Genomic DNA, 23,587 nt, shown 5'->3' on the forward strand with positions numbered 1-23,587 from the left:
AGATTTAGGCATAGATGTATATTTCTGTGACCCACATTCACCCTGGCAAAAAGGCACATGCGAAAATATGAATGGTTTAATTAGGCAATATTTACCTAAAGGGATTGATTTAAATCAGGCAGATCAGCATTATTTAAATCAAGTTGCCATGTCACTGAATACTCGTCCTAGAAAAGCGTTAGATTGGCTTACACCATTAGAGAAATTTGCTCAGCTTGTTGATTATCATAAGACTTTTCAAACTGTCGCACCTCATGTTTGAATTCGCCGACTATTTAACAGCGCATGTCGGTTACCTATATTGCTAATATTTAAAGAAGGTGTGTTCTGGTTAACATCAATTTTCCAACTCAGTTTGGTAATCGCATCTTTATTTACTACAAATACAGGTAATGATGAGCGAAGTAATACATTTACTCCCTGAGCTGCTTTACGGCTATCAATTGGTTTGGGTAACTCATCAATAATAATACGATAGGTTTTTTCACCAGAAATAGGTTCTGGGTTAATTCTAACTACACGTAAGTTATAAGAGTCACTAGGTTGTAGTTTTAAAAATGGTGGACTAACTACAATTTCATCCGTAGGGATTAACTGATCTTGCCCAGCATTTTGTCTCCACTCAAATACACGCACCTGCAAATCAGCACTTTCATTTGACTGGTTATATAAACTAATTGAAGCAGCATTTTGATTACTTAATATTTCTACATTTACAGGTGAAAGACGGATTGTTGCGGCGTTAATAGAGCTAGATAAAGATAAGAATAATCCCATAATAATAAAAATATTTTTTTTCATGATTTGCTCAAATATAACTTTTTAATGTATTAGCCCTTTCAAAAGGGCTAACGTAATTCTAATTTATGCAAATTAATAAGTTACCGTGACAGTCACACTGTCAACATAGCTACCTGCACTTGGTAAAGTTGTTCCTGCAGGAATACGACCATATACATTTATAGTTTGAACATTACCCGTTCCGGTTCCACTGTAGGCAGTCGTTGCAATACCAATTGCTGTGGCACGTCCTGTGTCAGAGAAAAGGTTGTAAGGAATATATTCATTGCTAGTCGCCCCACCGATCATGCGACGTTGTGTTGATAAAACATTCTGACCACCATCAAATGACAAAGTCCATGGCACAGTATTATTACAAAGGACTTTAATTGAGGTACCACCAGTCGTTGTGGTATCTGCATCAACATTGCCAGCAAGTGAACTTAAAGTACCAAAGTCTAAAACGGCATTTGTTGTCGTGCCAGTTGCAGAGGTATTCAATACACAACTATTCGTTACTGTTGCTCTAACAGTTAATGTACCTGTTGCTGTAGCTGCATTTGCCGCATTGAGAGAAAATACTCCTGCAACAACTGCTGATAAATAAATAAAAGTCTTTTTCATGGCCAAAACCTTTTAAACTAAATTGTCGAATTAATAGATATAAAAAATTTAACCCTTATTCTTACAATCATTTTTATTTGACTGCTCTTTTAAAGCTTATTTTTTTATCCTACTTTCCAACATAATACATAAAAATAAATAAAATGCATGTTCACGTTATTATTTTAATTTCTAATCAATAAAACAAATTTACCTAAACCTATCTTACGGATACAAAAAAACAATATTTACAAAATATAAATATTTGATTTAAATAATTTTAATAAAAACACTAGAAAAAATATTAAGATAAATTTAAATAAATATTTCAAAATTTAGCTAACTTTAAAAAATTAAATAATTTTTACGAGTCAATTTATTTTTTATATTATTTATCTCTTTAATTTTCATTTTATATTATTTCTTAAAAGTGCACCTTCAGAAAAATATTAAAGATTATAATTTATATAAAAATAAAATGATAAAAAATGATCTACAGATGAACTATAACAAGGATAGTTTTATTTATTTTAAATATTGAAGAGCTATGAGATATAAAAAAATAAAGGCCTCTTTAGAGACCTTTATTTAGTAAATTTAAATAATTAAACGCTCAGCATGCTATTTAAAGTTTCAGAAACATTTTTCGATTTCACTTTAGGCTGCAATGCTTGTAAAGCTTGTTGTACTTGAGTGCGCTGAGGCTCTGCAAGAGTATACCAACGAGATAACACCTGTAACAGGCGTGAACCTAAAATCGGGTTTTTCTCGTCTAGATACTCTGCAAGATTAATAAAGTGAGCTACACCAAAACCCCAAGTATTTTCAGGATTATTTGACAAGCCACCACTTACCGCACGAATACGATTTGGAGTTGTTAAATCATAGTCTGGATGTTGAGTAAGGTACTCAATTGTTTCTGTTGTCGCATTTGGGTTTGCAGCTTGAATCATAAACCACTGATCTAAAGACAAGGCTTCATCTTTAAAGCGATCATAGAAATCAGCAAGTACCTCTTGAGCTTGAGGTGCATTTTGCCAAACTAATACACGTAACGCACCTAAACGTTCAGACATATTGCCTGTGTTTTGGTATTGAACATGTGCTAATTCAAATGCACTTTGATCGCCTTGACGAGCCATCATCATGAGCATGATATTCTTTAATGCACGAACGCCCATGGCTAACGAGAATTCTTTTTGCAAGTCTGGGTCAAGGGTAAGATAAGTATCTTTCCAGAATGAACCCAACTCTTGTGCTAAACGATTAAGCAAGGCTTCACGTTTTACATGAATATCTGCTGGTGCATAGTTCTGATCAATACGACTACCCAAATAACCTTCACTTGGTACATCAAACAAACGTGATGCTAAAAGCGGGTCACGACCAACCAGCTCAGACAAAGTGCTCTGAATAGCTTGAATATACGCATCTGCAGAATGGTCTTCTAGCAAAATACGCTCAAGCAAGGTTTGCGTTGCTTGCCATTGGTTAAAGCCGTTGGTTTCGTGTTGAATTAAGAACGCTAATTCAGCATCGGTATAGTCAAATACAAGATTTACAGGCGCAGAGAAATTACGGAGTAACGACACAACTGGCTGTTCAGTCATACCTGTGAATTCAATGGTTGCTTCGTCTTGATCAAACAAGTACACACCATCTTTAACATCATTTACGAATAAGCTGTCACTGTGCAATGTATATTGTTCACCTGTTTTAGCGTTAAAAAGCGCTAAAGCAACAGGAATTGGAACAGCTTTTAAATTTGGATATTTAGGATGTGCTTTTAGGCTTTGTTTAAAACTTAAACGGTAAGTTTGCGTCGCTGCATCATATTCACCTTTTGCTTCAAGCTTTGGCGTACCTGGTTGGTTATACCAAGTTAAAAATGCAGATAAATCGACACCTGAACCTGCAGATAATGCAGCAACCCAGTCTTCTACCGTTACGGCTTGTCCATCATGACGGCGGAAGTATTCGTCTGTTCCCTTACGGTATTTTTCTTTACCAAGTAAGGTCGACATCATACGGTTAATTTCCGCACCTTTTTCATAGACTGTCGCTGTGTAGAAGTTATTAATTTCGACAAAGTGATCTGGACGCGGTGGGTGCGACAATGGACCAGCATCTTCAGGGAATTGATGTGATTTAAGTACAGCAACGTCATCAATACGTTGAACAGCAGCAGATTGTAAATCTTCAGAGAAAGACTGGTCACGGAATACGGTTAAGCCTTCTTTTAAGCACAGCTGGAACCAGTCACGGCAAGTAATACGGTTCCCTGTCCAGTTATGGAAATATTCATGGGCAATCACAGACTGCACACGCATAATCGCTGCGTCAGTTGTGTATTCTTCATCGGCAAGTACGCATGAAGTATTAAAGATGTTTAAACCTTTATTTTCCATTGCACCCATGTTGAACTGACTAACAGCAACAATCATATAGTTGTCTAGGTCATAAGCACGGCCGTAGTGTTCTTCATCCCAACGCATAGAATGCTTTAATGCTTCCATCGCGATATAGCATTTTGGAATATCTTTCTCGATTGCATAGATTTCTAGAGCAACATCACGCCCTTCCGAAGTCGTATAACGATCTTTAAGAACAGCTAAATCACCAATAACACAAGCAAACAAATAGCTTGGTTTTTTAGTCGGATCTTGCCAGATCGCAAAGTGACGGTTTTCACCCACCTCACCTGTTTCAAGCAAGTTACCATTGGCAAGTAACACTGGATATTTTTTGTCTGCTTCTACACGTGTCGTAAAGACTGAAAGTACATCTGGACGGTCTGGATAGAACGTGATTTTACGGAAACCTTCAGGTTCATTCTGAGTTACAAACAACTCATCTGCTTTATATAACCCTTCAAGCTGAGTGTTGGTTTCAGGATGAATAATCACTTGAGTCTGTAAAATGACTTCATCTGGTGCATCAGTGATCACCAGTTGTTCACTATCGAGTGAATATTGTGCAGGAGTAAGATCTTGACCATTGAGCTGAATAGATTGCAACTCAAGATCACGGCCCAATAACACCAAGTCTCCAGCAGTTTGACGCTTCATGACTAATGTTGAATCAACAATTGTTTTGTCATCATATACTTGAATATCAAGATTAATGGATTCAACCAAGAACGAAGGTTTTTGATAATCTTTTAAATAAACTGTTTGATCTGCCTGAACTGGAGGCTGCGCCGCAATATTCATCTTTATTCCTTATATACTTTTCGGAAACCGTAGTACGAATTTTATGAACTTGATCATACACATTCATACATACCGTGTTTGTTTACCTTTATAAAATTAATGGGACTTCATTTATACATTTCAAATTAGAATCGTCTTTTATTAGCACAGATTAGACGAAATTTACGATAATCGTTGCTTATATAATCAATCTATACAATAAAAATAAAACAACTTCAGCTTTTAACATTTTTTAGAGTCAGCTTACATTTTGGGCATGGTTCTTGCCTTCATTAATACACCAATATAAATATTTCAATCAGAACAAGAGGTGTCAGTATGGAATTAAAAGCACATTTTCATCGTTTAGAAAATATTAAAGCGATTCATGATCTAAACGCAGCAGGTCTTGATCACCATGTGATTGCGGTGTTTTTATCTGCAGAAGGTATTTCAATGACTGCTCAGGAGGTAACTTCTATCGTCAATACTTACGACGCTTTAGGTAAAGTAAAATTACCAAGTAAAAAAGTGCAGGCACTTATCAATGCCAAAAAGCTTGGACAGAATGATGAGAGCTTGCCGTGCCCTGTTTAATTTTAATTTTTAAACCCTTATGAAAACCTAAAGTTAAGACAAGACTTTAGGTTTTCTATTTTTGCACCAAACAAAAAGACAATCTCAGCTATCGGCAATGCGGCTGTGTATAATAGCTCTATCCTTACTAATTTATGCATTCGGAGCGAAATGGTCTTACAAATTCTACAGAAACAGCTAGATGAAAGTAGCCATTGTCCTCTCTGCCAAGCTTCAATGTACTGGGTAGATGCCGAGCAATTTGAACAAGACATTCAGTTTCATGAATGCAGTCATTGTCAGCACCGTGTATTTAAAGATACGAAAATGACTTGTCATTGTGAGACATGCACAAAACAACGAAAAAAGCTTTTACAGCAAACCCGCCTACAAGAACAACGCCAGTTTAAGTCAAAAGATCAACCTCAACGTAGTCTGGAACAGCTCAGTTTTTTACATAAACTTTTTTTACTTAGCCTGCTCGACGACTATGCACGAGACGATGTTGCTCATGACGAATACATTCACTGGGACCAAATTAAATATCACTCTATTACCCCGAACTGGATTTTTCAAAACTATCTGATTAAGCAACTCCATAAAGATGGAATTTTAAACGCCCAAGATCAAGCTGATGAACCTCAGTGCTTTTATTTAAACATTCGCTTGGACGGTTATAGTGACCCAAGTTTATTTAGTGTAGCCCAGCAACTACGCCACTGGTTTTATGAAAATTTAAGTCTCGGTATTCCGTTTCGTAGTGCCGATGAAGTAAAAGACGTACTTTTTCAGGTGCTCTATCAAGAAATTATTCAGTTTATGCAATTCTATTGCCGAACTTGGGGCATTCAAATTGCAGGAAGCTCTAATTTCCAAACTTTTTGTTATCGTTTAATGGATTCATTGGCAATTGGTCAGATTTATTATTTAATTCAAACCGCACTTGAGTACCTTTATAAACAGAAAGCCCTACAGCCGCGTAATGAAAAATTTATTAACACCAATTTGTTGAAGAAAACCTTAGAGCAATATCGCGAGAGAGCCTTAGCTGAAAAGTGGGAAACCTCAATGTTGCCTCGTCCTCACAATATTCCCTACAGTAAAATGAGTTATATTTTACTTAACCGCTTCTTAGGTTACGACGAACAGATCTTTGTACAACCTGTCTGGAAAGCATGGCGAAAAATTGAACCTCGATTAAACTTTTATTCAGTTAAACGTTGTATGCATTGTGGTTCAAACGATTTAAGTGTTGATTATGATGCAGCAGATTATGTTTCCTTAATTTGCCAAAGATGTAAGCATCAAGATCATTATTTTACTCACTAAATCTACAATCACTTTGGCTTAATAAGGATAATAATATGACATCAGCATCGACTTTGATTGAGCAGGTAATTGACGCTTGGCAAAACATGCAGGCAAAAACGCCTCTTGTGCAATGCATTACCAATAGCGTCGCGGCCAACTATACAGCCAATGTCTTACTTGCTTCTGGTGCTTCACCTGCCATGATTGATAATCCTTATGAAGCAGAAAGTTTTACCAACATTTCATCGGCTTTGAGCATTAATTTGGGCACACCTACTTCAGAGCAAATGCAAGCCATGCAAATATCTGCCAAGACTGCACAGCTTCATAACATCCCGTGGGTGCTTGATCCGGTAGGTTATGGACCAATTTTAGCTTGGCGTAGTCAAATGACAGACGAGCTTTTACAGTTCAGGCCAAGCGTTATTCGTGGTAATGCCTCAGAAATTAGTACACTTGCAGGCAACCAAGTTCAATCTAAAGGTGTCGATAGTACTTTAAGCAGCGATCAAGCCTATCAACAGGCTTATGCACTATTAGCACATGCGGGCTGTATCGCTATTTCAGGTGAGTCAGATTATATTTTATCTAGAGAATTAGATGCTGTGATCCAAGTAAACGGCGGAAGCCCTTTACAGCCCAAAATTACAGCAACAGGCTGTGCTTTAGGTGCGTTAATCGCAGCATATAGCGCTGTGACGACGCCAACAATTGCTGCTCTTTCAGCTCATGTTCATTTTGCGATTGCAGGTAAACTTGCTGCAAATCAAGCTCAAACTATGGGAAGTTTTAGTACCATCTTTATGGATTACATCCACATGCTAGATGACAACTTGATTGAGCAATATGCAGATATTAAGCTTTTAGAGATACTGGCATAATGTAGGTTATACCTGTATCACGCTAGACTCACTTTAAAAGTAAGTAGATGTCTGTTCATTCGATAGCACTACTTTTACATAGTGCTAATCGCTATTCTTGATCGAAATTGCGCTTTTTAGTGTTATACAACTTGCTTGAAATAATCTTCTCTTGGCATATCGACAAGCTCAACGCACAATTGAATTTCTTTATTAAACTCTTGTTGTAGATATTTTTTATTACTAAGCGCCGCTAATAACTGCTCACCCATCAGCTGCTTTTGCTCAGCAGTTCTTCCTGACAAAATGTAGGCTTTTACATGAATGTAGGCTTGATCAGCCCCTAGGCCAATGAGGAAAACATCATCTTTACGCGCACGGCTTTTAATGTCTTCTGGACTAAATAGCTCTGTCTCAACCAATGTGGTATTAATTTCTTCAAGTAATTGTTTTGCGTTTAATCCAGTTAAATTTTCTGAATAATCAACTATAACGTGCGGCATAGCCACCTCAATTTATATAATAAGTCATTAAGCTAATTAAACTTTACTCAATAAATAATAAAGCTAATCGAACCTGATCATATCCCATTCGAGGGCTGGTTGCTTCAACAATTGGTCTTAGTTTGATCGAACCATCATCAGAAAAATGATCTGGATTTTGGCGCTTTTTCAGCTTCTTATAAATTTTACGAATTTCTTCGACCACTTCTTCACCCGGATGAGCAACCGAAATATCTAGCTTTTGCTCTTTATGAAGTCGAGCCAAGTGATTAATAATTGTCGCTGGGGTTAAACCACGTTCATGCGCGATGTCTTCAATCTCATAGCCTTCTTCAAACAGCACACGTGTCTCATCTAACGTTGCCGTAGCGTAATTTTGCTTTCCACCTTTTGCGAGTTTCTTCTCATTACGAGAAATCTCGGTTTCATTTAAGGTGCCGCCACAGTGACGAATAAAGGCTTTGTGCTGAGCGGTTAAATCTACATCTGCAAAGTTGTCTTCAGCTTCTTTTGAAAGTTCTTGGAAACGACGATCCGCTTTGACAGCTAAACTGTCTAACTCTAAAGCTTGCTCGTTAATACCTAATAATTTTAGACCAGTTAAAGATTTTAAGCGTGACAATGCAACATAACCCTGACCTTTTTCAAAGGTATTCATCAGGTTAATTTCAGCGGCTTCTAAAGTCATCCCTTGGCTTTTATGAATAGTAATCGCCCACGCTAAACGAAGCGGAATTTGCTGAAAACTTGCAATCACTTTGCCTGCTTCATTTTCAACGGACCAAGTTTCAGGAGCAACCAGCAAAGTCGTGCCATCAGTCAGTTTTACTTTCGGCAGTAAGCCATTTTCGTCATCTTCCTCAAAGCCGATGACTTCACCCAAACTTCCGTTGATATAGCCCATATCAAAGTTATTTTTTACAAACATGACTTTGGCATGCTTTTTAAGTGTGAGTTCTTCTGGCGCACGCACTGAGGATTTTAAAGTTTCTAATAACTTTTCATTACCATCTAAAACAGCATTAAATTGATGCCCTTCATTATCAATTTCATTTAGGTGCTGATAATTGATATTGTCGACATCCATATTGTGTGTATAAAGACGAGTAAAGGTCTCACCAATATCATGCGAGCGTGATTGACGCAGTGCTTGCAAATGATCGGGTTGAATATTTTGCGCACGAATAGCGTTTAAAATCTGGTTAAGAATTTCATCGTCTTGACGGTGCTGTTCTGTTAAATAACATACGCGGAATTTGGCTTCGACCCATGCATCTGACATAAAGCAGAACTTGTCACGATTGGCTTCACCATTACGTCCTACAGGCGGCAACTGGAAGAAATCTCCAGCCACAATGACTTGAATACCACCGAAGGCTTCATCGCTTTCTTTAAAATATTTTAGAACTTGATTGACCAGATTAAGCTGTTTCGCATGTAGCATTGAGATTTCATCAATCACAAGAACTTGCGCATTTTCAAGGTGTTCCTTGAGATATTTACGCTCTTTCATGCGTTTTAGATCGTCGTCAGTTAACAGATCTTTAATGCCAATGCCAGCCCATGTATGAATGGTCATACCGTTCATATGTGTTGCTGCAATACCTGTAGAGGCCGTAATTGCCACAGGCACTTTACGTGCTTTTAGATATTGGATGTACTGATTAAGTGTATAGGTTTTCCCTGCACCAGCCGAACCGGTTAAAAAGACATTTTCACCTGCTTTAAGCAGTTTAAGCGCAGTTTCCTGTTTCATAATCTCATATGTACATCTTCAACAGCCCATAGCTTAACGATTTTCCCGAAAAAATTAAATGAATGTGCCAAACTTTCTAAAAAGCACATATAAATCAATAATTAAAAACAAAATAATATTTGGTAGGTTTTTGGTAGGTAGGAAAATAAACTTCACATCACAATACTAAGGCCATGGTGAGGCTCACCTGTAATAACAAACAATGGATTTATGGAAGAAGGAATCACTCCATGGCTTTTAAAAATATTGCAGATCAAACAAACGGTTTTTATATTCCATGCGTATCACTCTTTGGACCAGGATGTGCTAAAGAAATTGGTACAAAGGCACAAAACCTCGGCGCAAAAAAAGCATTAATTGTGACCGATGAAGGCTTATTTAAATTTGGTGTTGCAGATCTTATCGCAAACTATTTAACTGAAGCAGGCGTTGCAAGCCATATATTCCCAGGCGCAGAACCTAACCCAACCGATATTAATGTTCATAATGGCGTAAATGCCTATAACGACAATGGCTGTGACTTTATTGTGTCTTTAGGTGGCGGTTCATCTCACGACTGTGCAAAAGGGATTGGTTTAGTCACTGCGGGTGGTGGTCATATTCGTGACTACGAAGGCATCGATAAAAGTAAAGTACCGATGACCCCATTGATTGCAGTCAATACAACGGCTGGTACTGCATCTGAAATGACTCGTTTCTGTATTATCACCAATACCGATACTCACGTAAAAATGGCAATCGTTGACTGGCGCTGTACCCCACTTATTGCGATTGATGACCCGAAACTCATGATTGCAAAACCGGCAGGTTTAACGGCTGCAACAGGTATGGATGCGCTAACACATGCGGTTGAAGCATATGTTTCTACGGCGGCAAACCCAATTACTGATGCCTGTGCAGAAAAAGCGATTACGATGATTAGCCAGTGGTTACAACCTGCTGTCGCAAATGGTGAAAACATCGAAGCACGTGATGCAATGAGCTATGCACAATATTTGGCTGGCATGGCATTTAACAACGCATCTTTAGGTTATGTTCACGCAATGGCGCACCAGTTGGGCGGTTTCTATAACCTACCTCACGGCGTATGTAATGCAATCTTGTTACCACACGTCTGTGAATTTAACTTAATTGCTTGCCCAGATCGCTACGCAAAAATCGCAGAATTAATGGGTGTAAATACTCACGGACTCACCGTAACAGAAGCTGCCTATGCCGCAATTGATGCCATTCGCAAACTGTCTTCATCAATTGGTATTCCATCTGGCTTAACCGAGCTTGGTGTAAAAACTGAAGACCTTGCAGTGATGGCAGATAATGCTCAAAAAGATGCATGTATGCTCACCAACCCTCGTAAAGCAAATCATGCACAAGTTGTGGAGATTTTCAAAGCAGCACTCTAATACTGATGTAATGGCATATCCCTCTAGTAAGTCAAATCCCTCCGACCGTTGACTTACTTTTTTTGGGAATACTTAGCTCCAGCGGTATTCCCTTTTTTTAGAATCTATACTCCAACCTTTTCCAAACCTAATTGACAATTCGCCCATTTCATTGAAGGATACTCTGCATGTCTTAATTACAATAGCTCGATAAAAATGAATACATCTTTAGCTAATCAAACTTATGTTCCAGATATTTTAGGCACAGGTTACGAACAGCTCACACTTAGTTTTCCTGATGATTATGAAGGGAAAGTTGTAGCTACCTTAGTACGTAAAAAGGCCGCTCAATCGACTCAAAAAGCCGTGCTGTATATTCATGGTTTTTTAGATTATTTCTTTCAAACCGAAATGGCTGAGCAATTCAATGCTCATGGTTATGACTTCTATGCACTTGATTTAAGAAAATATGGCCGCTCAAAGCTACCTCATCAAATTTTCTATAATGTGCTTGATTTAAAAGAATATGATGCCGAAATTACTCAAGCATTAGAGATTATTGGCGAAGAGCAACACACTCAGGTTTTACTCGCAGGGCATTCAACTGGTGGTTTGACAGCAACACTTTATGCTGCCCATCATCCAGATCATCCTCTTATTAAAGCGCTATGGGCAAATAGTCCATTTTACGATTTTAATTTAAGCTTAGTCGAAAAGAAGTTTGGTATTCCAATGCTCAGTCGAGTAGGAAAATATCTACCAAAAGTTAAATTTCCAAGCCAATTAAACAAATGGTACACCACTAGCCTTCATAAGCAGCTGAAAGGTGAATGGGAGTTCAATCTTGACTGGAAACCGACCTCTGCCCCTACAGTTCAACTCAGCTTTGTACATGCAATTCATACAGCACAAAAAGAGATTCACCGTGGGGTTAAACTGAACGTTCCCGCCCTGATTATGCATTCGCACCAAACTAAAAATCCAAAAAAATGGGGAATAGATGCGACTCAAAGTGACGTGATTTTAGATGTTAAAGACATTGAAAAACATGGTAAAAAAATTAAAGGCGATGTTTCAGTTGTCTCTATTCACAATGGATTGCATGACTTAGTCCTTTCGGTCCAGCCAGTACGAGAACAAGTCTACCAACAATTGTTCCAGTGGCTGGATCAAAAAATTACTTAACTAAGCTTAGGTGAGTCAAGGTATTTCACCAGCAGTTGATGCGCAGGATGTTCACTTGGTAAGAGCTCCATAAGGCGTTCTACCGCATCAATTGCTTCAGGGAAATGAGCTAGATGCTTTAACAGTAAATCTGTTTCTTGGGTTTTAAAAATTGCATCGCTCAAGCGTGACTCAAGGCAGTCGCGCCATGCACATAAAAACGGACTTTCAGTTTTTGCCAGAAATACACCTGTGTAAAGCTGCAAAGCCGAGGCTGCATATCCCGCATCGAGCGCTTGTTCAGCTTGTAAAAAATCGGCTTCAACATGCACAAGCAGACGATATGGACGTGAACCAAGTAAACCGCCTAAAATATCTCGCAGTTGAGACATTTCAGCTTTAAGCGTACCCATACTGACTTTACGTTCACCATACAGCGCCTGATAAAGATGCTCTAAAGTTAAACCATGCGGACATAGTGCCAATATTGTTAAAATTTCAATTTGACGCGGCGTTAATAGCAAACTTTTACCGTTAAATTTAACTTGCGGCGTCGAAAATGCTCGGATATGTAATTGCTGGCGCTGCTGCTCTAGCAAAGCAGATTGAATAATGGATGCACAACGTTCAGCAGCCAGAATTCCTAAACTATTATGGTTCTTCCATGTGGTTGATAAATCAACGACACCTAGCGTTTGTTTTGAGTATGGATCGATAATCGGTGCGGCATAACACACCCAATCATGAATCGACTCCATGTAATGTTCGTTTGAAAAAACACAGCTTGATTGTTGAGTTTTTAAAGATAAAGCCAAGGCATTGGTGCCCACAAATTCTTCACGCCACTGACCACCTTGTACAAAATGTACACGCTCAGCAGCACTTTGCATTTGAGCACTTGGTGCCGTCCAGATAATCGTACTGCCAATATCACCGACAGCAATCACCATTGAAGATTGCTCTGCAATATGACGTAAGTCATCGGCACATTGGCTTAAAGCCATATCTAAAGCATTTTGTGAAGCAGATTTTTTTTCGACTAACGGAGCCGCAAAACGCTCTTTAGGAATCGCAGCAGAGGCTGATCGTTCCCACGAGCTTGCAATACTTTGGCCGAGTTTGGCAGCGTTCTGAGGAGAGAGACTATTTTGCGTGCGCAGTTGATCAATCAACGTCCGTTGCTGCAATAAATCCTTTTTTGTGAACATTTGTAAATTCCTTATATATCCACATTTCTATTCCAACCTTTCTCCAACCTTCTTCTTTATATCCTAATTATACAAAGTACGAAAGTACCTACTGACAGGGTTCTTGTTAGTCTTTAGTCCTAAAAAGCAAAGGAATATTTATATGCGCTATATCGATCCAAATCAACCAGGCTCAAAAGTTCAATTTAAATCACAATATGAAAATTTTATTGGCGGTGAATGGGTGGCACCTATAAAGGGTGCATATTTTGATAATGTATCTCCTGTTGATGGAAAAGCTTTCACACGTATTCCACGCTCTAGTGCCGAAGATATTGAACTCGCTCTAGATGCAGCACATAAAGCGAAAGCAACATGGAATAAAGCATCACCAACAGTACGCTCAAATATACTTTTAAAAATTGCCGATCGTTTAGAAGCAAATCTTGAAATGCTTGCGGTTGCAGAAACTTGGGATAACGGTAAAGCAGTTCGTGAAACTTTAGCAGCTGACCTTCCGCTCGCGATCGACCATTTCCGTTATTTCGCAGGATGTATTCGTGCTCAAGAAGGCGGCATCTCTGAAATTGATGAAGATACCATTGCCTACCATTTCCATGAACCACTCGGTGTAGTTGGTCAAATTATTCCATGGAACTTCCCGATTTTAATGGCTGCATGGAAACTTGCACCTGCTTTAGCAGCTGGTAACTGTGTGGTGATTAAGCCAGCTGAACAAACGCCAGTAGGTATTTTGTTGGTGGCTGAACTCATCCAAGATATTTTACCGCCGGGTGTACTTAATATTGTCAATGGTTTCGGTTCAGAAGTCGGCCGTCCTTTAGCTACCAACCCACGTATTGCAAAAATCGCATTCACAGGTTCAACTCAAACTGGACAAATGGTGATGCAATATGCGACCGAAAATATTATTCCAGTGACATTAGAACTTGGCGGTAAGTCACCAAACCTTTTCTTTGAAGATATCATGGATAAAGAAGATGACTTCTTAGAAAAAACACTTGAAGGTTTTGCTATGTTTGCCTTAAACCAAGGTGAAGTATGTACTTGCCCTTCTCGTGCTTTAGTACAAGAAAGCATTGCTGATCAGTTCTTAGAAATGGCTGTCGAACGAGTAAAACGTATTAAAACTGGTCATCCACTTGATACTGAAACGATGATTGGCGCACAAGCATCTTTGCAACAACAAGAGAAAATCTTACGTTGTATTAACACTGGTCGTGAAGAAGGTGCAGAGCTCTTACTTGGCGGTAGCGGCCGTAAAGAAGTAGGCGATGGTTACTATGTCGATCCGACTATTTTTAAAGGTCACAATGGCATGCAAGTTTTCCAAGAAGAAATTTTTGGACCTGTACTTGCTGTGACAACATTCAAAGACTTTGACGATGCAATTAAAATCGCCAATGACACCATGTATGGTTTAGGTGCAGGTGTATGGTCACGTTCAGCTCACATTTCTTATCGTGCTGGTCGTGCTATTGAAGCTGGCCGTGTTTGGACAAACTGCTATAACATCTACCCTGCACATGCTGCATTTGGTGGTTACAAGAAGTCTGGTATTGGTCGTGAAAACCATAAAATGATGCTAGATCATTATCAACAAACTAAAAACTTGTTAGTGAGTTATTCAACTAAACCAATGGGCTTCTTCTAAGTTTCGCACCAAGTTGATACCAAACTATCAACACTAGAAAGAAGTAAGATAATTAATTATATAAGAAGCCAGTAATTTAGATTGCTGGCTTCTTTATTTCCGATTGTTAAGCTTGAATTTTTATCATGTAGAATAAAAAAGCTCCATCTATTCTCTAAAGTGCTTCATTTAGGCATTGCTTTTGCATTGATTCATACAAACCCACTCGCAGGAGTATTGTATGAATCAACCAGAAACAGCTTCCGTCATTTCTTCAAGTACAGAAGTCTCATCAGCAGAATATTTTGCTCAGCGTCAACTCAAACAAGGTACGGTTGGTTGGTTACTCCTGATTGGTTTAGGCGTAGCGTATGTGATATCAGGTGATTTTGCTGGCTGGAACTTTGGTATTGCTCAAGGTGGTTGGGGTGGTATGTTTATTGCCACTGCACTCGCTGCAATCATGTACCTATGTCTATGTCTTTCTATGTCAGAAATGTCCACTATGATGCCGACAGCAGGCGGCGGTTATAGTTTTGCGCGTGCTGCCTTTGGCCCTTTTGGAGGCTATTTAACAGGAACAGCCATTTTAATTGAATACGCAATTGCTCCTGCGGCGATTGCCGTATTTATTGGCGGTTATTGCGAATCTCTATTTGGCATTAATGGCTGGATGATTTACCTCGCCTGCTACGCCATTTTTATGGGTATACACCTCAAAGGTGCTGGCGAAGCCTTAAAAATCATGTTTGCCATTACGCTTGTCGCCGCAGTTGCTCTTGTTGTGTTTATTGTGGCAATGATTCCACACTTTAATGTACAAAATTTATTTGATATTCCAGTTGGTACAGGTGTTGGCGTAAGTCTTTTTTTACCTCATGGCTATTTGGGTATCTGGGCTGCAGTTCCTTTTGCTATCTGGTTTTTCCTTGCAGTTGAAGGTGTGCCATTAGCCGCCGAAGAAGCAAAAGATCCAGCAAAATCTCTCCCACGCGGTTTGATTGGTGCAATGCTCATCTTAACGGCGTTTGCAATGCTCATTTTATTCTTAGGTGCAGGTGCAGCAGGTGCAAGTACTTTACAAAACTCAGGAGCTCCCCTCGTCGATGCTCTGGTTAAAGTTTATGGCAGCAACACTTGGCTTGCAACTTTTGTTAACTTTGTTGGATTAGCAGGTTTAATCGCAAGTTTCTTTTCAATTATCTATGCCTATTCACGTCAAATTTTTGCACTCTCTCGTGCTGGCTACTTACCTACTTCACTCTCTTTAACCAATAAAAATAAAGCCCCTTATCTCGCAATTATTATTCCGGGCATTATTGGGTTCTTGCTTTCACTTACCAAAGAAGGTGATTCACTGATTTTAATCGCGGTTTTTGGTGCCACTATTTCCTATGTGTTGATTCTTTTATCTCACATCAAACTACGCCTATCTAAACCCGACATGCCTCGTCCTTATAAAACTCCTGGAGGAATCGTTACTTCAACTATTGCCTTAGTTCTAGCAGTCGCTGCTGTAATTGCGGGCTTTGTTGTTAATCCGAAAGTTTGGTTTATTGCTGCTGCTATTTATGTCGTATTTATTGCTTACTTTTTATTCTATAGCCGTTATCATTTAGTTAAAGGTACACCAGAAGAAGAGTTTGCAAATATTAAAGCCGCAGAACAAGAACTATAAAAAAGGATGCAACTATGAGTTATCGCAATATTGTCGCCAATCAACAGTATCACTTTGCTGATTTGAAGACCTTGATGGCAAAAGCAACGCCGTTACGTTCAGGTGATGAATTAGCAGGTGTAGCGGCCAAAGATGCAACCGAACATGTTGCGGCACAAATGACTTTGGCCGATGTACCACTTAAAACTTTTTTGAATGAGGTTGTGGTCGATTACGAAACTGATGAAATTACAAGACTAATTATTGATGAACATGATCTGGCAGCCTTTGCCCCTATTTCACACTTTACAGTAGGTGATTTTCGAAATTGGTTACTTGGAGAAGAAGCCACTGCTCAAAGTTTAAAAGCCTTAGCATCAGGTTTAACTCCAGAAATGGTAGCTGCTGTCAGCAAAATTATGCGCAATCAAGATTTAATTTATGTCGCCAGCAAATGTGAAGTGGTCACCCAGTTTCGCAACACGATTGGTTTAAAAGGCCATCTTTCTACCCGTTTACAACCGAACCACCCGACCGATGATGTGCTCGGTATTTCTGCCAGTATTTTAGATGGTTTAATGTATGGCAATGGCGATGCCGTAATTGGCATTAACCCCGCCACAGATAATCTTCATAATTTGTCAGAGCTACTAAAATTACTTGATCATGTCATTCAGGAATATCAGATTCCAACGCAATCTTGTGTTCTCACACATATCAGCTCAGGCATTCAACTTGCTGAAAAAAATGTGCCAATTGATTTAATGTTCCAATCAATTGCCGGCACCCAACTAGCTAATGAAGGTTTTGGAATTTCACTCGATTTACTACAAGAAGGATATGAAGCCACACTTGCACTCAAGCGCGGAACCATTGGACAAAACGTCATGTACTTTGAAACGGGCCAAGGCAGTGCGTTATCCAGCAATGCACATCACGGAGTGGACCAACAAACATTAGAAACTCGCGCTTATGCATTAGCCCGTAAATATAATCCGCTTTTAGTGAATACAGTCGTTGGCTTTATTGGTCCTGAATACCTTTTTAACGGTAAACAAATTATACGTGCCGGACTAGAAGATCACTTCTGCGGTAAGTTGCTTGGCGTGCCAATGGGCTGCGACATTTGTTACACCAACCATGCCGATGCCGACCAAAATGATATGGATGTTCTTCTTACTCTATTTGGCGCCGCGGGTATTAACTTTATTATGGGGATTCCGGGTTCAGACGATGTCATGCTCAACTATCAAACCACTTCATTCCATGATGCCCTCTATTTAAGACAACTCCTCGGTTTAAAACCCGCTCCTGAGTTTTCAGCATGGCTTGAACAGCAAGGTATTTTTAAACAACAAAACTCTCAAATCTGTTGGGCAGACCACATGCCTGACCAATTCTCTCGTCTGCTCATGAACTAGGGAGAACACCATGAAACTGAACCGTGATATTCAATATCCATCTTCTACCCATCAAGATCAGTGGGAAAAACTTAAACAGTTTACCGATGCCCGTATTGCTCTGGGCCGTGCGGGTTGTAGTATCCCAACACGAGCCTTACTTGAATTTCAGTTGTCGCATGCACAAGCAAAAGATGCGGTTTATCAAGACATGAATGTTTCATATTTATCTGAGCAATTAACGCAAAAACAGCTGCAAAGTCTTCATGTCCAAAGTAATGCACCTAATAAAGAAATTTATCTTAAACGTCCAGATTTAGGTCGTCAGCTTTCAAACCTATCAAAAGAAGTCTTAATTAAGAAGTATGCAGAAAACACGCAACAGTATGATGTTTGTATTGTAGTTGGTGATGGCCTCTCTGCAAGAGCGATTGAAGCGAATGCTATCTCATTCATTACAATGCTGAATGAACAAATTCAGCAAGAAAACTGGAGCCTTGCACCAATTGCAATTGCGACAGGCAGTCGGGTTGCTCTTGGTGATGAGGTTGCTGAAATCTTTAAGGCACCCATGCTTGTGATGCTCATTGGTGAGCGTCCGGGTTTAAGCTCTCCTGATAGTATGGGAATTTACTACACGTTGAATGCATATTCAGGTTGCCTCGATGCTAAACGTAATTGTATTTCCAATGTCCGTTCAGCAGGCTTAAGTATTCCTGTGGCAGTACAACGGTTAATGGCTCTCATGAAAAAATCAAAACAGCTTGGTTTCTCAGGAGTTAATCTAAAAGATGAGCATCAACTTTCAAATATAGATTTTGCAGAAACTCAAAAGCTATTATTTTAGGCAATGGAATATGCAAAGAGATTTATTGAAAAATAGATAATCCTTCGCATAACAATATTATCTTAACGAAAAATATCAATTTTCAGGTATTGACGATTTATACAGATATTTTCTTCTTTATATTTATCGCTATACTCCATCTATTGATCTTCTATGAATCATTTGTATGAACACAACAAACGCCTTCCCTAAAACTATTTATGCCATTCAGCATCTTGCTTTCGAAGACTTAGGTTCATTAGAAGATGTCTTTTATCAACTCGGATTTCGCGTTCGTTATTTTGAAGCAGGTGTAGATGATTTAACTGCTGCTTTTGCACACGATGGATTAACTATTATTTTAGGTGGCCCAATCGGGGTTTATGAAACTGAAGATTATCCATTTTTAAAAGATGAAATTGCCTTACTTAAACAACGTTTAGCAGCAGATAAACCTACACTTGGTATTTGTTTGGGTGCACAGCTTATTGCTCATGCGCTTGGTGCAAAAGTATATGCAGGACATCAAAAAGAAATTGGCTGGGGTCCACTGAGCTTAAGTTTACGTCCTAATCAGGTATTATCTGCTTTGCTTAATAATATCCATGTTCTACATTGGCATGGTGACACTTTCGACCTCCCTGAAAACGCGGTGTTATTAGCTAGTTCAGAGATTTATACCAATCAAGCATTTGAAGTTGGAAATAATATTCTCGCGTTGCAGTTTCATATTGAAACAACAGAAGAAAATTTTGAGAAATGGCTCATTGGTCATACATGTGAACTTCGCCATGCAAATATTTCAATTCCAAAACTTCGCGAAGAAAATCAGCAATATGCTCAAAATCTCGAACATGCTGCTTTTGATGTTATTCAAAAATTCTTAAAAAGAATTGGTTATGGTGGATAAACTATAAAGATTCTAATGTTCGCGGATACTAAATTTTACCATTTGGTATGATTGCTTGCTTATTTTTCAAACAAAGAGAGTGCTATATTCGCCTTTAACAAACATTTAATAAAATTTTCAGTGTATTATTAATTTGTAACACAAAATATACGTTGATTTACTATGGATATCTGGAAATTTCTTAAAAGCTTTAATACGGTCAATACTTATTTATTGCTTTCATGTATTCTCCTTATAATCTTGGTTCTTTATTTTTATGTGATTAATCCAACCTAAGCTAATTTGCCAAGGATATTAATCATAAAGAAAAAGAAAATATGAGAAGACATCTAAATAAAAAGCCCAACTGAGTTGGGCTTTTTTAAATCTGCTGTTTACTCACAACATGTTGTTCGTCTTGCGAAAAAGTAAGAGATAATCAATCTCTTACTTTTTCGCAGGCTTGAAACTATCTTTCAAATCAAGAATACGGTTGAAAACCGGTTTCTCTGGTGAATGATCATATTGATCAGCAACGAAATAGCCTTCACGCTCAAATTGGAAACGATCTTCAGGATTCGCTTGTGCCAAAGCTGGCTCAATGACAGCTTGTACCACTTTTAATGATTCAGGATTAAGATTTGCCAAGAAGTCATCATCTGCATCAGGTGCAGCTTCAGTAAACAAACGATCGTAAATACGCACTTCAGCAGGAATCCCTTTAGTTGCAGATACCCAGTGAATCACGCCTTTAACCTTGCGGCCTTCCGGATTCTTTCCTAGAGTTTCAGGGTCAATTGAACATTTCAGTTCAATCACTTCACCATTTGCATCTTTAATGACTTCATCACATTTAATCACGTAAGCATGGCGTAAACGCACTTCACCGTCAGGAATTAAACGTTTAAAGCCTTTTGGCGGTACTTCTTCAAAATCTTTACGATCAATATAGATTTCCTTAGTTAAAGGAATCACACGATCACCCATATCAACATTAGGATGGCGAGCATGCGTAAGATCCATATCTTCAGGTAAATTAGTTAAAGTCACTTTAAGTGGACTTAAAACAGCCATACCACGCGCAGCAGTATTTTCTAAAGATTGACGAATACAGAACTCAAGCATTGCAACATCAACAATACCGTCAGTTTTTGACACGCCTACACGCTTACAAAAATCACGTAAGCCTTCAGGAGTAAAACCACGACGGCGCATACCGACTACGGTTGGCATACGTGGGTCATCCCAACCATTTACATACGCACCTTCCACCAATTTACGTAATTTACGTTTTGACGTAATGGTGTAATCCACGTTTAAACGTGAAGATTCGTACTGATGTGGAACAGCTTTAGATTTTACTTTTTCAACAATCCAGTCATAAAACGGACGGTGATCTTGGAATTCTAATGTACAAAGCGAATGGGTAATTCCTTCAATGGCATCAGACAATGGATGAGCATAGTCATACATTGGGTAGATTTTCCATTTATCGCCAGTTTGATGATGCTCTGAATGTAATACGCGATATAAAATCGGATCACGCATATGTACATTTGTACTTGCCATATCAATCTTGGCACGTAAAACCGCTTCACCCTCTTTAAACTCACCGCTACGCATTTTTTCAAAGCGAGCAAGATTCTCTTCAATAGAAGCATCACGGTATGGAGAGTTTTTACCTGGCTCAACAAAGCTACCGCGGTTTAACTTAATTTCTTCTGGAGATTGTAAATCTACATATGCATCGCCTTGTTCAATAAGTTGAACTGCCCATGCATATAATTGATCAAAATAACCCGATGCATAGCGTGGTTCACCATTCCAGTTAAAACCAAGCCATTTCACATCATTCGCAATACCGTCAACATACTCTTGTTCTTCAGCATCAGGGTTTGTATCGTCAAAACGCAAATTACACAAACCATCAAATTCTTCAGCCACACCAAAGTTTAAGCAAATCGCTTTTACATGGCCAATATGTAAATAACCATTTGGTTCTGGTGGAAAACGCGTTACGATCTGCTTTGCACGTCCCGTAGCCAAATCATCAGTAATGACTTGGCGAACAAAATCTAAGCCAGCCTGTTGTTCTTGCTGCGCAGAATCGACAGAGGCATGAGTATTCGGTGTCGGGTTATTAGGCAGGCTCGAGACAACATCATTAGGCTTCATAGTGTATCAATCACTTCTTTGTAGATAAATTTCGAAAAATTTAAACGCTATCTTCATTTTTCACAAAGATTTTAACGTTTTTTACTTGCCTTGTAGTTTACAGTTTGCTTATGCTTCTCTCAACCAAAAACCCATGGTCATAAGCCCATGTTTAGGAGATTAATGTAATGAGTTTTCCTCAAGTCGAATTAAACACCAATAAAGGTCGTATTGTTCTTGAACTAAATACTGAAAAAGCACCAAAAACAGTAGCAAACTTTTTAGAATATGTACGTGACGGTTTTTATGACGGCGTTATTTTCCACCGTGTCATTGATGGTTTCATGATCCAAGGTGGCGGGATGGATGAAAACTTCAAAGAAAAAGCAACTCGTGATTCTATCGAAAACGAAGCTGACAATGGTTTAAGCAATGATGTTGGTACGATTGCTATGGCACGTACTCAAGCACCTCACTCTGCTTCTGCACAGTTCTTCATTAACGTAAAAAACAACTCTTTCTTAAATCATACCTCTAAAACTGCTCAAGGTTGGGGTTATGCTGTATTTGGTAAAGTTGTTGAAGGTATGGATGTTGTTGAAGCGATCAAAGGCGTTCGCACTGGCAACCGTGGTTACCACGCTGACGTTCCTTTAGAAAACGTTGTAATCGAATCTGCTAAAATTATTTCTGAATAATTTTAGGAATAAGCTGTGACCTATTTGTTTATCTCTGATTTACACTTGTCACCTGAACACCCTCGACTTGTTCGAGGGTTTTTAGATTTATTGGTGCATTATCAAAATAAACAAACACAGCTTTATATTTTAGGTGACTGGTTTAACGCTTGGATTGGCGATGATTACTCAGCACCATGGCTCGATGAAATTATTGAGGCATTAAAAGACTTTAACAAAAAAGGAAATCGGGTTTACTTCCAAGTAGGTAACCGTGATTTTGCTTTAAATCAGATTTTCCTCAATAAATTTAACGGTGTATTACTACCTGACATTTATTATCTTAATATTGCTGGACATCAGTACCGCTTAGAACACGGTGATGCCCTATGTACAGATGACGTTTCCTACCAAAGATTTAGAAAAATTATTCGAAATCCACTTTTAGTGGCTTTTTTACGCCGTACGCCCCTGAGTTTTCGTACTAAACTGGTTAATGGCTTTCGAAAAAGAAGCTCCGCAGATAAACAGCAAAAAAGCTATGAAATTATGGATGTGAATGAACAAGCTGTTATTTCTGCTTTAACAGATGTAGATATACTGATTCATGGGCATACCCATCGCCCTGCAATTCACCAAGTACAAGCTAAACAACGAATTGTTCTTGGCGATTGGCGTGAAGATCAAGCTTATATTTTAGAAATTGATCCGTCTTCAAATATGCAACAGCTTGAATTGATTATCTGGAATTATTAACTAAAAATTAGTAACTTTTTATTTGAACTTTCAATTCTTTAATTTTGTTATTTAAATCAAAATCGTAAATCACACATATACTGGCAATAAATACAAATTTCCAGTTTATATGTCCATACTTTTGATACTCGATGTATAAAATTAAAAGACTCAAAACCAATGCAAAAATAATAAAAGCTTTAACAATTCTAATTTCCCGTAGCTTACTCTTCGCATCTGTTGGCATTAAATCAATCATTTTCAATAGATTACTAAAACTTT

20 protein-coding genes and 1 pseudogene are annotated in these 23,587 nt (G+C 38.6%); 13 read left to right on the forward strand and 8 right to left on the reverse strand.

Going from position 1 to position 23,587, the window contains the following annotated elements:
- On the forward strand, positions 1-262 hold a 262-nt coding region (locus tag HMPREF0013_RS0105385; protein ID WP_031978253.1), incomplete at its 5' end, for an IS30 family transposase.
- Positions 263-270: 8 nt separating this feature from the next.
- Here the strand turns inward: HMPREF0013_RS0105385 and HMPREF0013_RS13455 are convergent.
- From HMPREF0013_RS13455 to pepN, 3 genes and pseudogenes are all read right to left on the reverse strand, one after another.
- Positions 271-801 (reverse strand): annotated as a pseudogene (locus tag HMPREF0013_RS13455) (molecular chaperone); the annotation flags it as partial.
- A 72-nt stretch (positions 802-873) separates the two neighbouring features.
- Complete coding sequence (locus HMPREF0013_RS13460; RefSeq protein WP_197697247.1) at positions 874-1,410, reverse strand: spore coat U domain-containing protein; 537 nt, start codon at positions 1,408-1,410, stop codon at positions 874-876.
- 578 nt (positions 1,411-1,988) lie between these two features.
- Positions 1,989-4,595, reverse strand: coding sequence for an aminopeptidase N (gene pepN, locus HMPREF0013_RS13465; protein WP_002119359.1), 2,607 nt, complete (start codon positions 4,593-4,595; stop codon positions 1,989-1,991).
- A 318-nt stretch (positions 4,596-4,913) separates the two neighbouring features.
- Here pepN and HMPREF0013_RS13470 point away from each other — a divergent pair, with 318 nt between their 5' ends.
- The 3 genes from HMPREF0013_RS13470 (at position 4,914) to thiM (ending at position 7,342) form a co-directional block, all read left to right on the forward strand.
- The gene (locus HMPREF0013_RS13470) at positions 4,914-5,171 is read left to right on the forward strand and encodes a hypothetical protein (RefSeq protein ID WP_002119338.1); all 258 of its coding nucleotides are present in this window, start codon (positions 4,914-4,916) and stop codon (positions 5,169-5,171) included.
- 150 nt (positions 5,172-5,321) lie between these two features.
- Positions 5,322-6,479, forward strand: coding sequence for a hypothetical protein (locus HMPREF0013_RS13475; RefSeq protein WP_002119356.1), 1,158 nt, complete (start codon positions 5,322-5,324; stop codon positions 6,477-6,479).
- Between the two features lie 35 nt (positions 6,480-6,514).
- Complete coding sequence (gene thiM, locus HMPREF0013_RS13480; protein ID WP_002119326.1) at positions 6,515-7,342, forward strand: hydroxyethylthiazole kinase; 828 nt, start codon at positions 6,515-6,517, stop codon at positions 7,340-7,342.
- 122 nt (positions 7,343-7,464) lie between these two features.
- Here thiM and HMPREF0013_RS13485 read toward each other — a convergent pair whose 3' ends face one another.
- Positions 7,465-7,824, reverse strand: coding sequence for a 5-carboxymethyl-2-hydroxymuconate Delta-isomerase (locus HMPREF0013_RS13485; protein ID WP_002119324.1), 360 nt, complete (start codon positions 7,822-7,824; stop codon positions 7,465-7,467).
- A gap of 43 nt (positions 7,825-7,867) precedes the next feature.
- Positions 7,868-9,580, reverse strand: a complete 1,713-nt coding sequence (locus HMPREF0013_RS13490; RefSeq protein WP_002119362.1) for an AAA family ATPase — start codon at positions 9,578-9,580, stop codon at positions 7,868-7,870.
- Between the two features lie 230 nt (positions 9,581-9,810).
- Here HMPREF0013_RS13490 and mdh point away from each other — a divergent pair, with 230 nt between their 5' ends.
- Positions 9,811-10,983: an iron-dependent methanol dehydrogenase gene (gene mdh, locus HMPREF0013_RS13495; protein WP_002119340.1), complete on the forward strand. Its 1,173-nt coding sequence runs from the start codon at positions 9,811-9,813 to the stop codon at positions 10,981-10,983.
- Between the two features lie 195 nt (positions 10,984-11,178).
- On the forward strand, positions 11,179-12,147 hold the full coding sequence (locus tag HMPREF0013_RS13500) for an alpha/beta hydrolase (protein ID WP_002119321.1): 969 nt from the start codon (positions 11,179-11,181) through the stop codon (positions 12,145-12,147).
- Here HMPREF0013_RS13500 and HMPREF0013_RS13505 read toward each other — a convergent pair.
- Complete coding sequence (locus HMPREF0013_RS13505) at positions 12,144-13,334, reverse strand: helix-turn-helix domain-containing protein (RefSeq protein WP_002119349.1); 1,191 nt, start codon at positions 13,332-13,334, stop codon at positions 12,144-12,146. The two genes, HMPREF0013_RS13500 and HMPREF0013_RS13505, sit on opposite strands and share 4 nt — an antisense overlap.
- A 142-nt stretch (positions 13,335-13,476) precedes the next feature.
- Between HMPREF0013_RS13505 and HMPREF0013_RS13510 the strand changes: the two genes are divergently transcribed.
- The 5 genes from HMPREF0013_RS13510 to HMPREF0013_RS13530 all read left to right on the forward strand — a co-directional run bounded on the left by HMPREF0013_RS13510 (position 13,477) and on the right by HMPREF0013_RS13530 (position 19,760).
- On the forward strand, positions 13,477-14,988 hold the full coding sequence (locus tag HMPREF0013_RS13510) for an aldehyde dehydrogenase family protein (RefSeq protein ID WP_002119354.1): 1,512 nt from the start codon (positions 13,477-13,479) through the stop codon (positions 14,986-14,988).
- A 220-nt stretch (positions 14,989-15,208) separates the two neighbouring features.
- Entirely contained in the window at positions 15,209-16,645 is a 1,437-nt protein-coding gene (gene eat / locus HMPREF0013_RS13515) for an ethanolamine permease (protein ID WP_002119334.1), read from the forward strand.
- Positions 16,646-16,659: 14 nt separating this feature from the next.
- The gene (locus HMPREF0013_RS13520; protein WP_002119346.1) at positions 16,660-18,045 is read left to right on the forward strand and encodes an ethanolamine ammonia-lyase subunit EutB; all 1,386 of its coding nucleotides are present in this window, start codon (positions 16,660-16,662) and stop codon (positions 18,043-18,045) included.
- 10 nt (positions 18,046-18,055) lie between these two features.
- Positions 18,056-18,871, forward strand: a complete 816-nt coding sequence (gene eutC / locus HMPREF0013_RS13525) for an ethanolamine ammonia-lyase subunit EutC (RefSeq protein ID WP_002119351.1) — start codon at positions 18,056-18,058, stop codon at positions 18,869-18,871.
- Positions 18,872-19,037: 166 nt separating this feature from the next.
- Positions 19,038-19,760, forward strand: a complete 723-nt coding sequence (locus HMPREF0013_RS13530; RefSeq protein ID WP_005803549.1) for a glutamine amidotransferase — start codon at positions 19,038-19,040, stop codon at positions 19,758-19,760.
- Between the two features lie 426 nt (positions 19,761-20,186).
- On the opposite strand, the gene HMPREF0013_RS13535 is transcribed toward HMPREF0013_RS13530, so the two are convergent.
- Positions 20,187-21,914, reverse strand: a complete 1,728-nt coding sequence (locus HMPREF0013_RS13535) for a glutamine--tRNA ligase/YqeY domain fusion protein (RefSeq protein ID WP_002122255.1) — start codon at positions 21,912-21,914, stop codon at positions 20,187-20,189.
- Positions 21,915-22,081: 167 nt separating this feature from the next.
- Between HMPREF0013_RS13535 and HMPREF0013_RS13540 the strand changes: the two genes are divergently transcribed.
- Both HMPREF0013_RS13540 and HMPREF0013_RS13545 read left to right on the forward strand, forming a co-directional pair.
- The gene (locus tag HMPREF0013_RS13540; protein ID WP_002122280.1) at positions 22,082-22,591 is read left to right on the forward strand and encodes a peptidylprolyl isomerase; all 510 of its coding nucleotides are present in this window, start codon (positions 22,082-22,084) and stop codon (positions 22,589-22,591) included.
- Positions 22,592-22,606: 15 nt separating this feature from the next.
- Entirely contained in the window at positions 22,607-23,326 is a 720-nt protein-coding gene (locus HMPREF0013_RS13545; protein ID WP_002122216.1) for a UDP-2,3-diacylglucosamine diphosphatase, read from the forward strand.
- A 7-nt stretch (positions 23,327-23,333) separates the two neighbouring features.
- Here the strand turns inward: HMPREF0013_RS13545 and HMPREF0013_RS13550 are convergent, their stop codons facing one another.
- Entirely contained in the window at positions 23,334-23,564 is a 231-nt protein-coding gene (locus HMPREF0013_RS13550; protein WP_005803551.1) for a hypothetical protein, read from the reverse strand.
- Between the last annotated feature and the right edge of the window lie 23 nt (positions 23,565-23,587).

Origin of the sequence: Acinetobacter sp. SH024 (genome assembly GCF_000163635.1) — a bacterium.
Taxonomy (GTDB): domain Bacteria; phylum Pseudomonadota; class Gammaproteobacteria; order Pseudomonadales; family Moraxellaceae; genus Acinetobacter; species Acinetobacter pittii.

Bases quoted from the DNA above. Each gene is read 5' to 3' on its own strand.
- HMPREF0013_RS13485 (WP_002119324.1), bottom strand. From the start codon at position 7,824: ATGCCGCACGTTATAGTTGATTATTCAGAAAATTTAACTGGATTAAAC.
- HMPREF0013_RS13500 (WP_002119321.1), top strand. From the start codon at position 11,179: ATGAATACATCTTTAGCTAATCAAACTTATGTTCCAGATATTTTAGGC.
- HMPREF0013_RS13505 (WP_002119349.1), bottom strand. From the start codon at position 13,334: ATGTTCACAAAAAAGGATTTATTGCAGCAACGGACGTTGATTGATCAA.
- HMPREF0013_RS13470 (WP_002119338.1), top strand. From the start codon at position 4,914: ATGGAATTAAAAGCACATTTTCATCGTTTAGAAAATATTAAAGCGATT.
- HMPREF0013_RS13475 (WP_002119356.1), top strand. From the start codon at position 5,322: ATGGTCTTACAAATTCTACAGAAACAGCTAGATGAAAGTAGCCATTGT.
- eat (WP_002119334.1), top strand. From the start codon at position 15,209: ATGAATCAACCAGAAACAGCTTCCGTCATTTCTTCAAGTACAGAAGTC.
- HMPREF0013_RS13490 (WP_002119362.1), bottom strand. From the start codon at position 9,580: ATGAAACAGGAAACTGCGCTTAAACTGCTTAAAGCAGGTGAAAATGTC.
- HMPREF0013_RS13510 (WP_002119354.1), top strand. From the start codon at position 13,477: ATGCGCTATATCGATCCAAATCAACCAGGCTCAAAAGTTCAATTTAAA.
- mdh (WP_002119340.1), top strand. From the start codon at position 9,811: ATGGCTTTTAAAAATATTGCAGATCAAACAAACGGTTTTTATATTCCA.
- eutC (WP_002119351.1), top strand. From the start codon at position 18,056: ATGAAACTGAACCGTGATATTCAATATCCATCTTCTACCCATCAAGAT.
- HMPREF0013_RS13550 (WP_005803551.1), bottom strand. From the start codon at position 23,564: ATGATTGATTTAATGCCAACAGATGCGAAGAGTAAGCTACGGGAAATT.
- pepN (WP_002119359.1), bottom strand. From the start codon at position 4,595: ATGAATATTGCGGCGCAGCCTCCAGTTCAGGCAGATCAAACAGTTTAT.
- HMPREF0013_RS13520 (WP_002119346.1), top strand. From the start codon at position 16,660: ATGAGTTATCGCAATATTGTCGCCAATCAACAGTATCACTTTGCTGAT.
- HMPREF0013_RS13530 (WP_005803549.1), top strand. From the start codon at position 19,038: ATGAACACAACAAACGCCTTCCCTAAAACTATTTATGCCATTCAGCAT.
- HMPREF0013_RS13535 (WP_002122255.1), bottom strand. From the start codon at position 21,914: ATGAAGCCTAATGATGTTGTCTCGAGCCTGCCTAATAACCCGACACCG.
- HMPREF0013_RS13540 (WP_002122280.1), top strand. From the start codon at position 22,082: ATGAGTTTTCCTCAAGTCGAATTAAACACCAATAAAGGTCGTATTGTT.
- thiM (WP_002119326.1), top strand. From the start codon at position 6,515: ATGACATCAGCATCGACTTTGATTGAGCAGGTAATTGACGCTTGGCAA.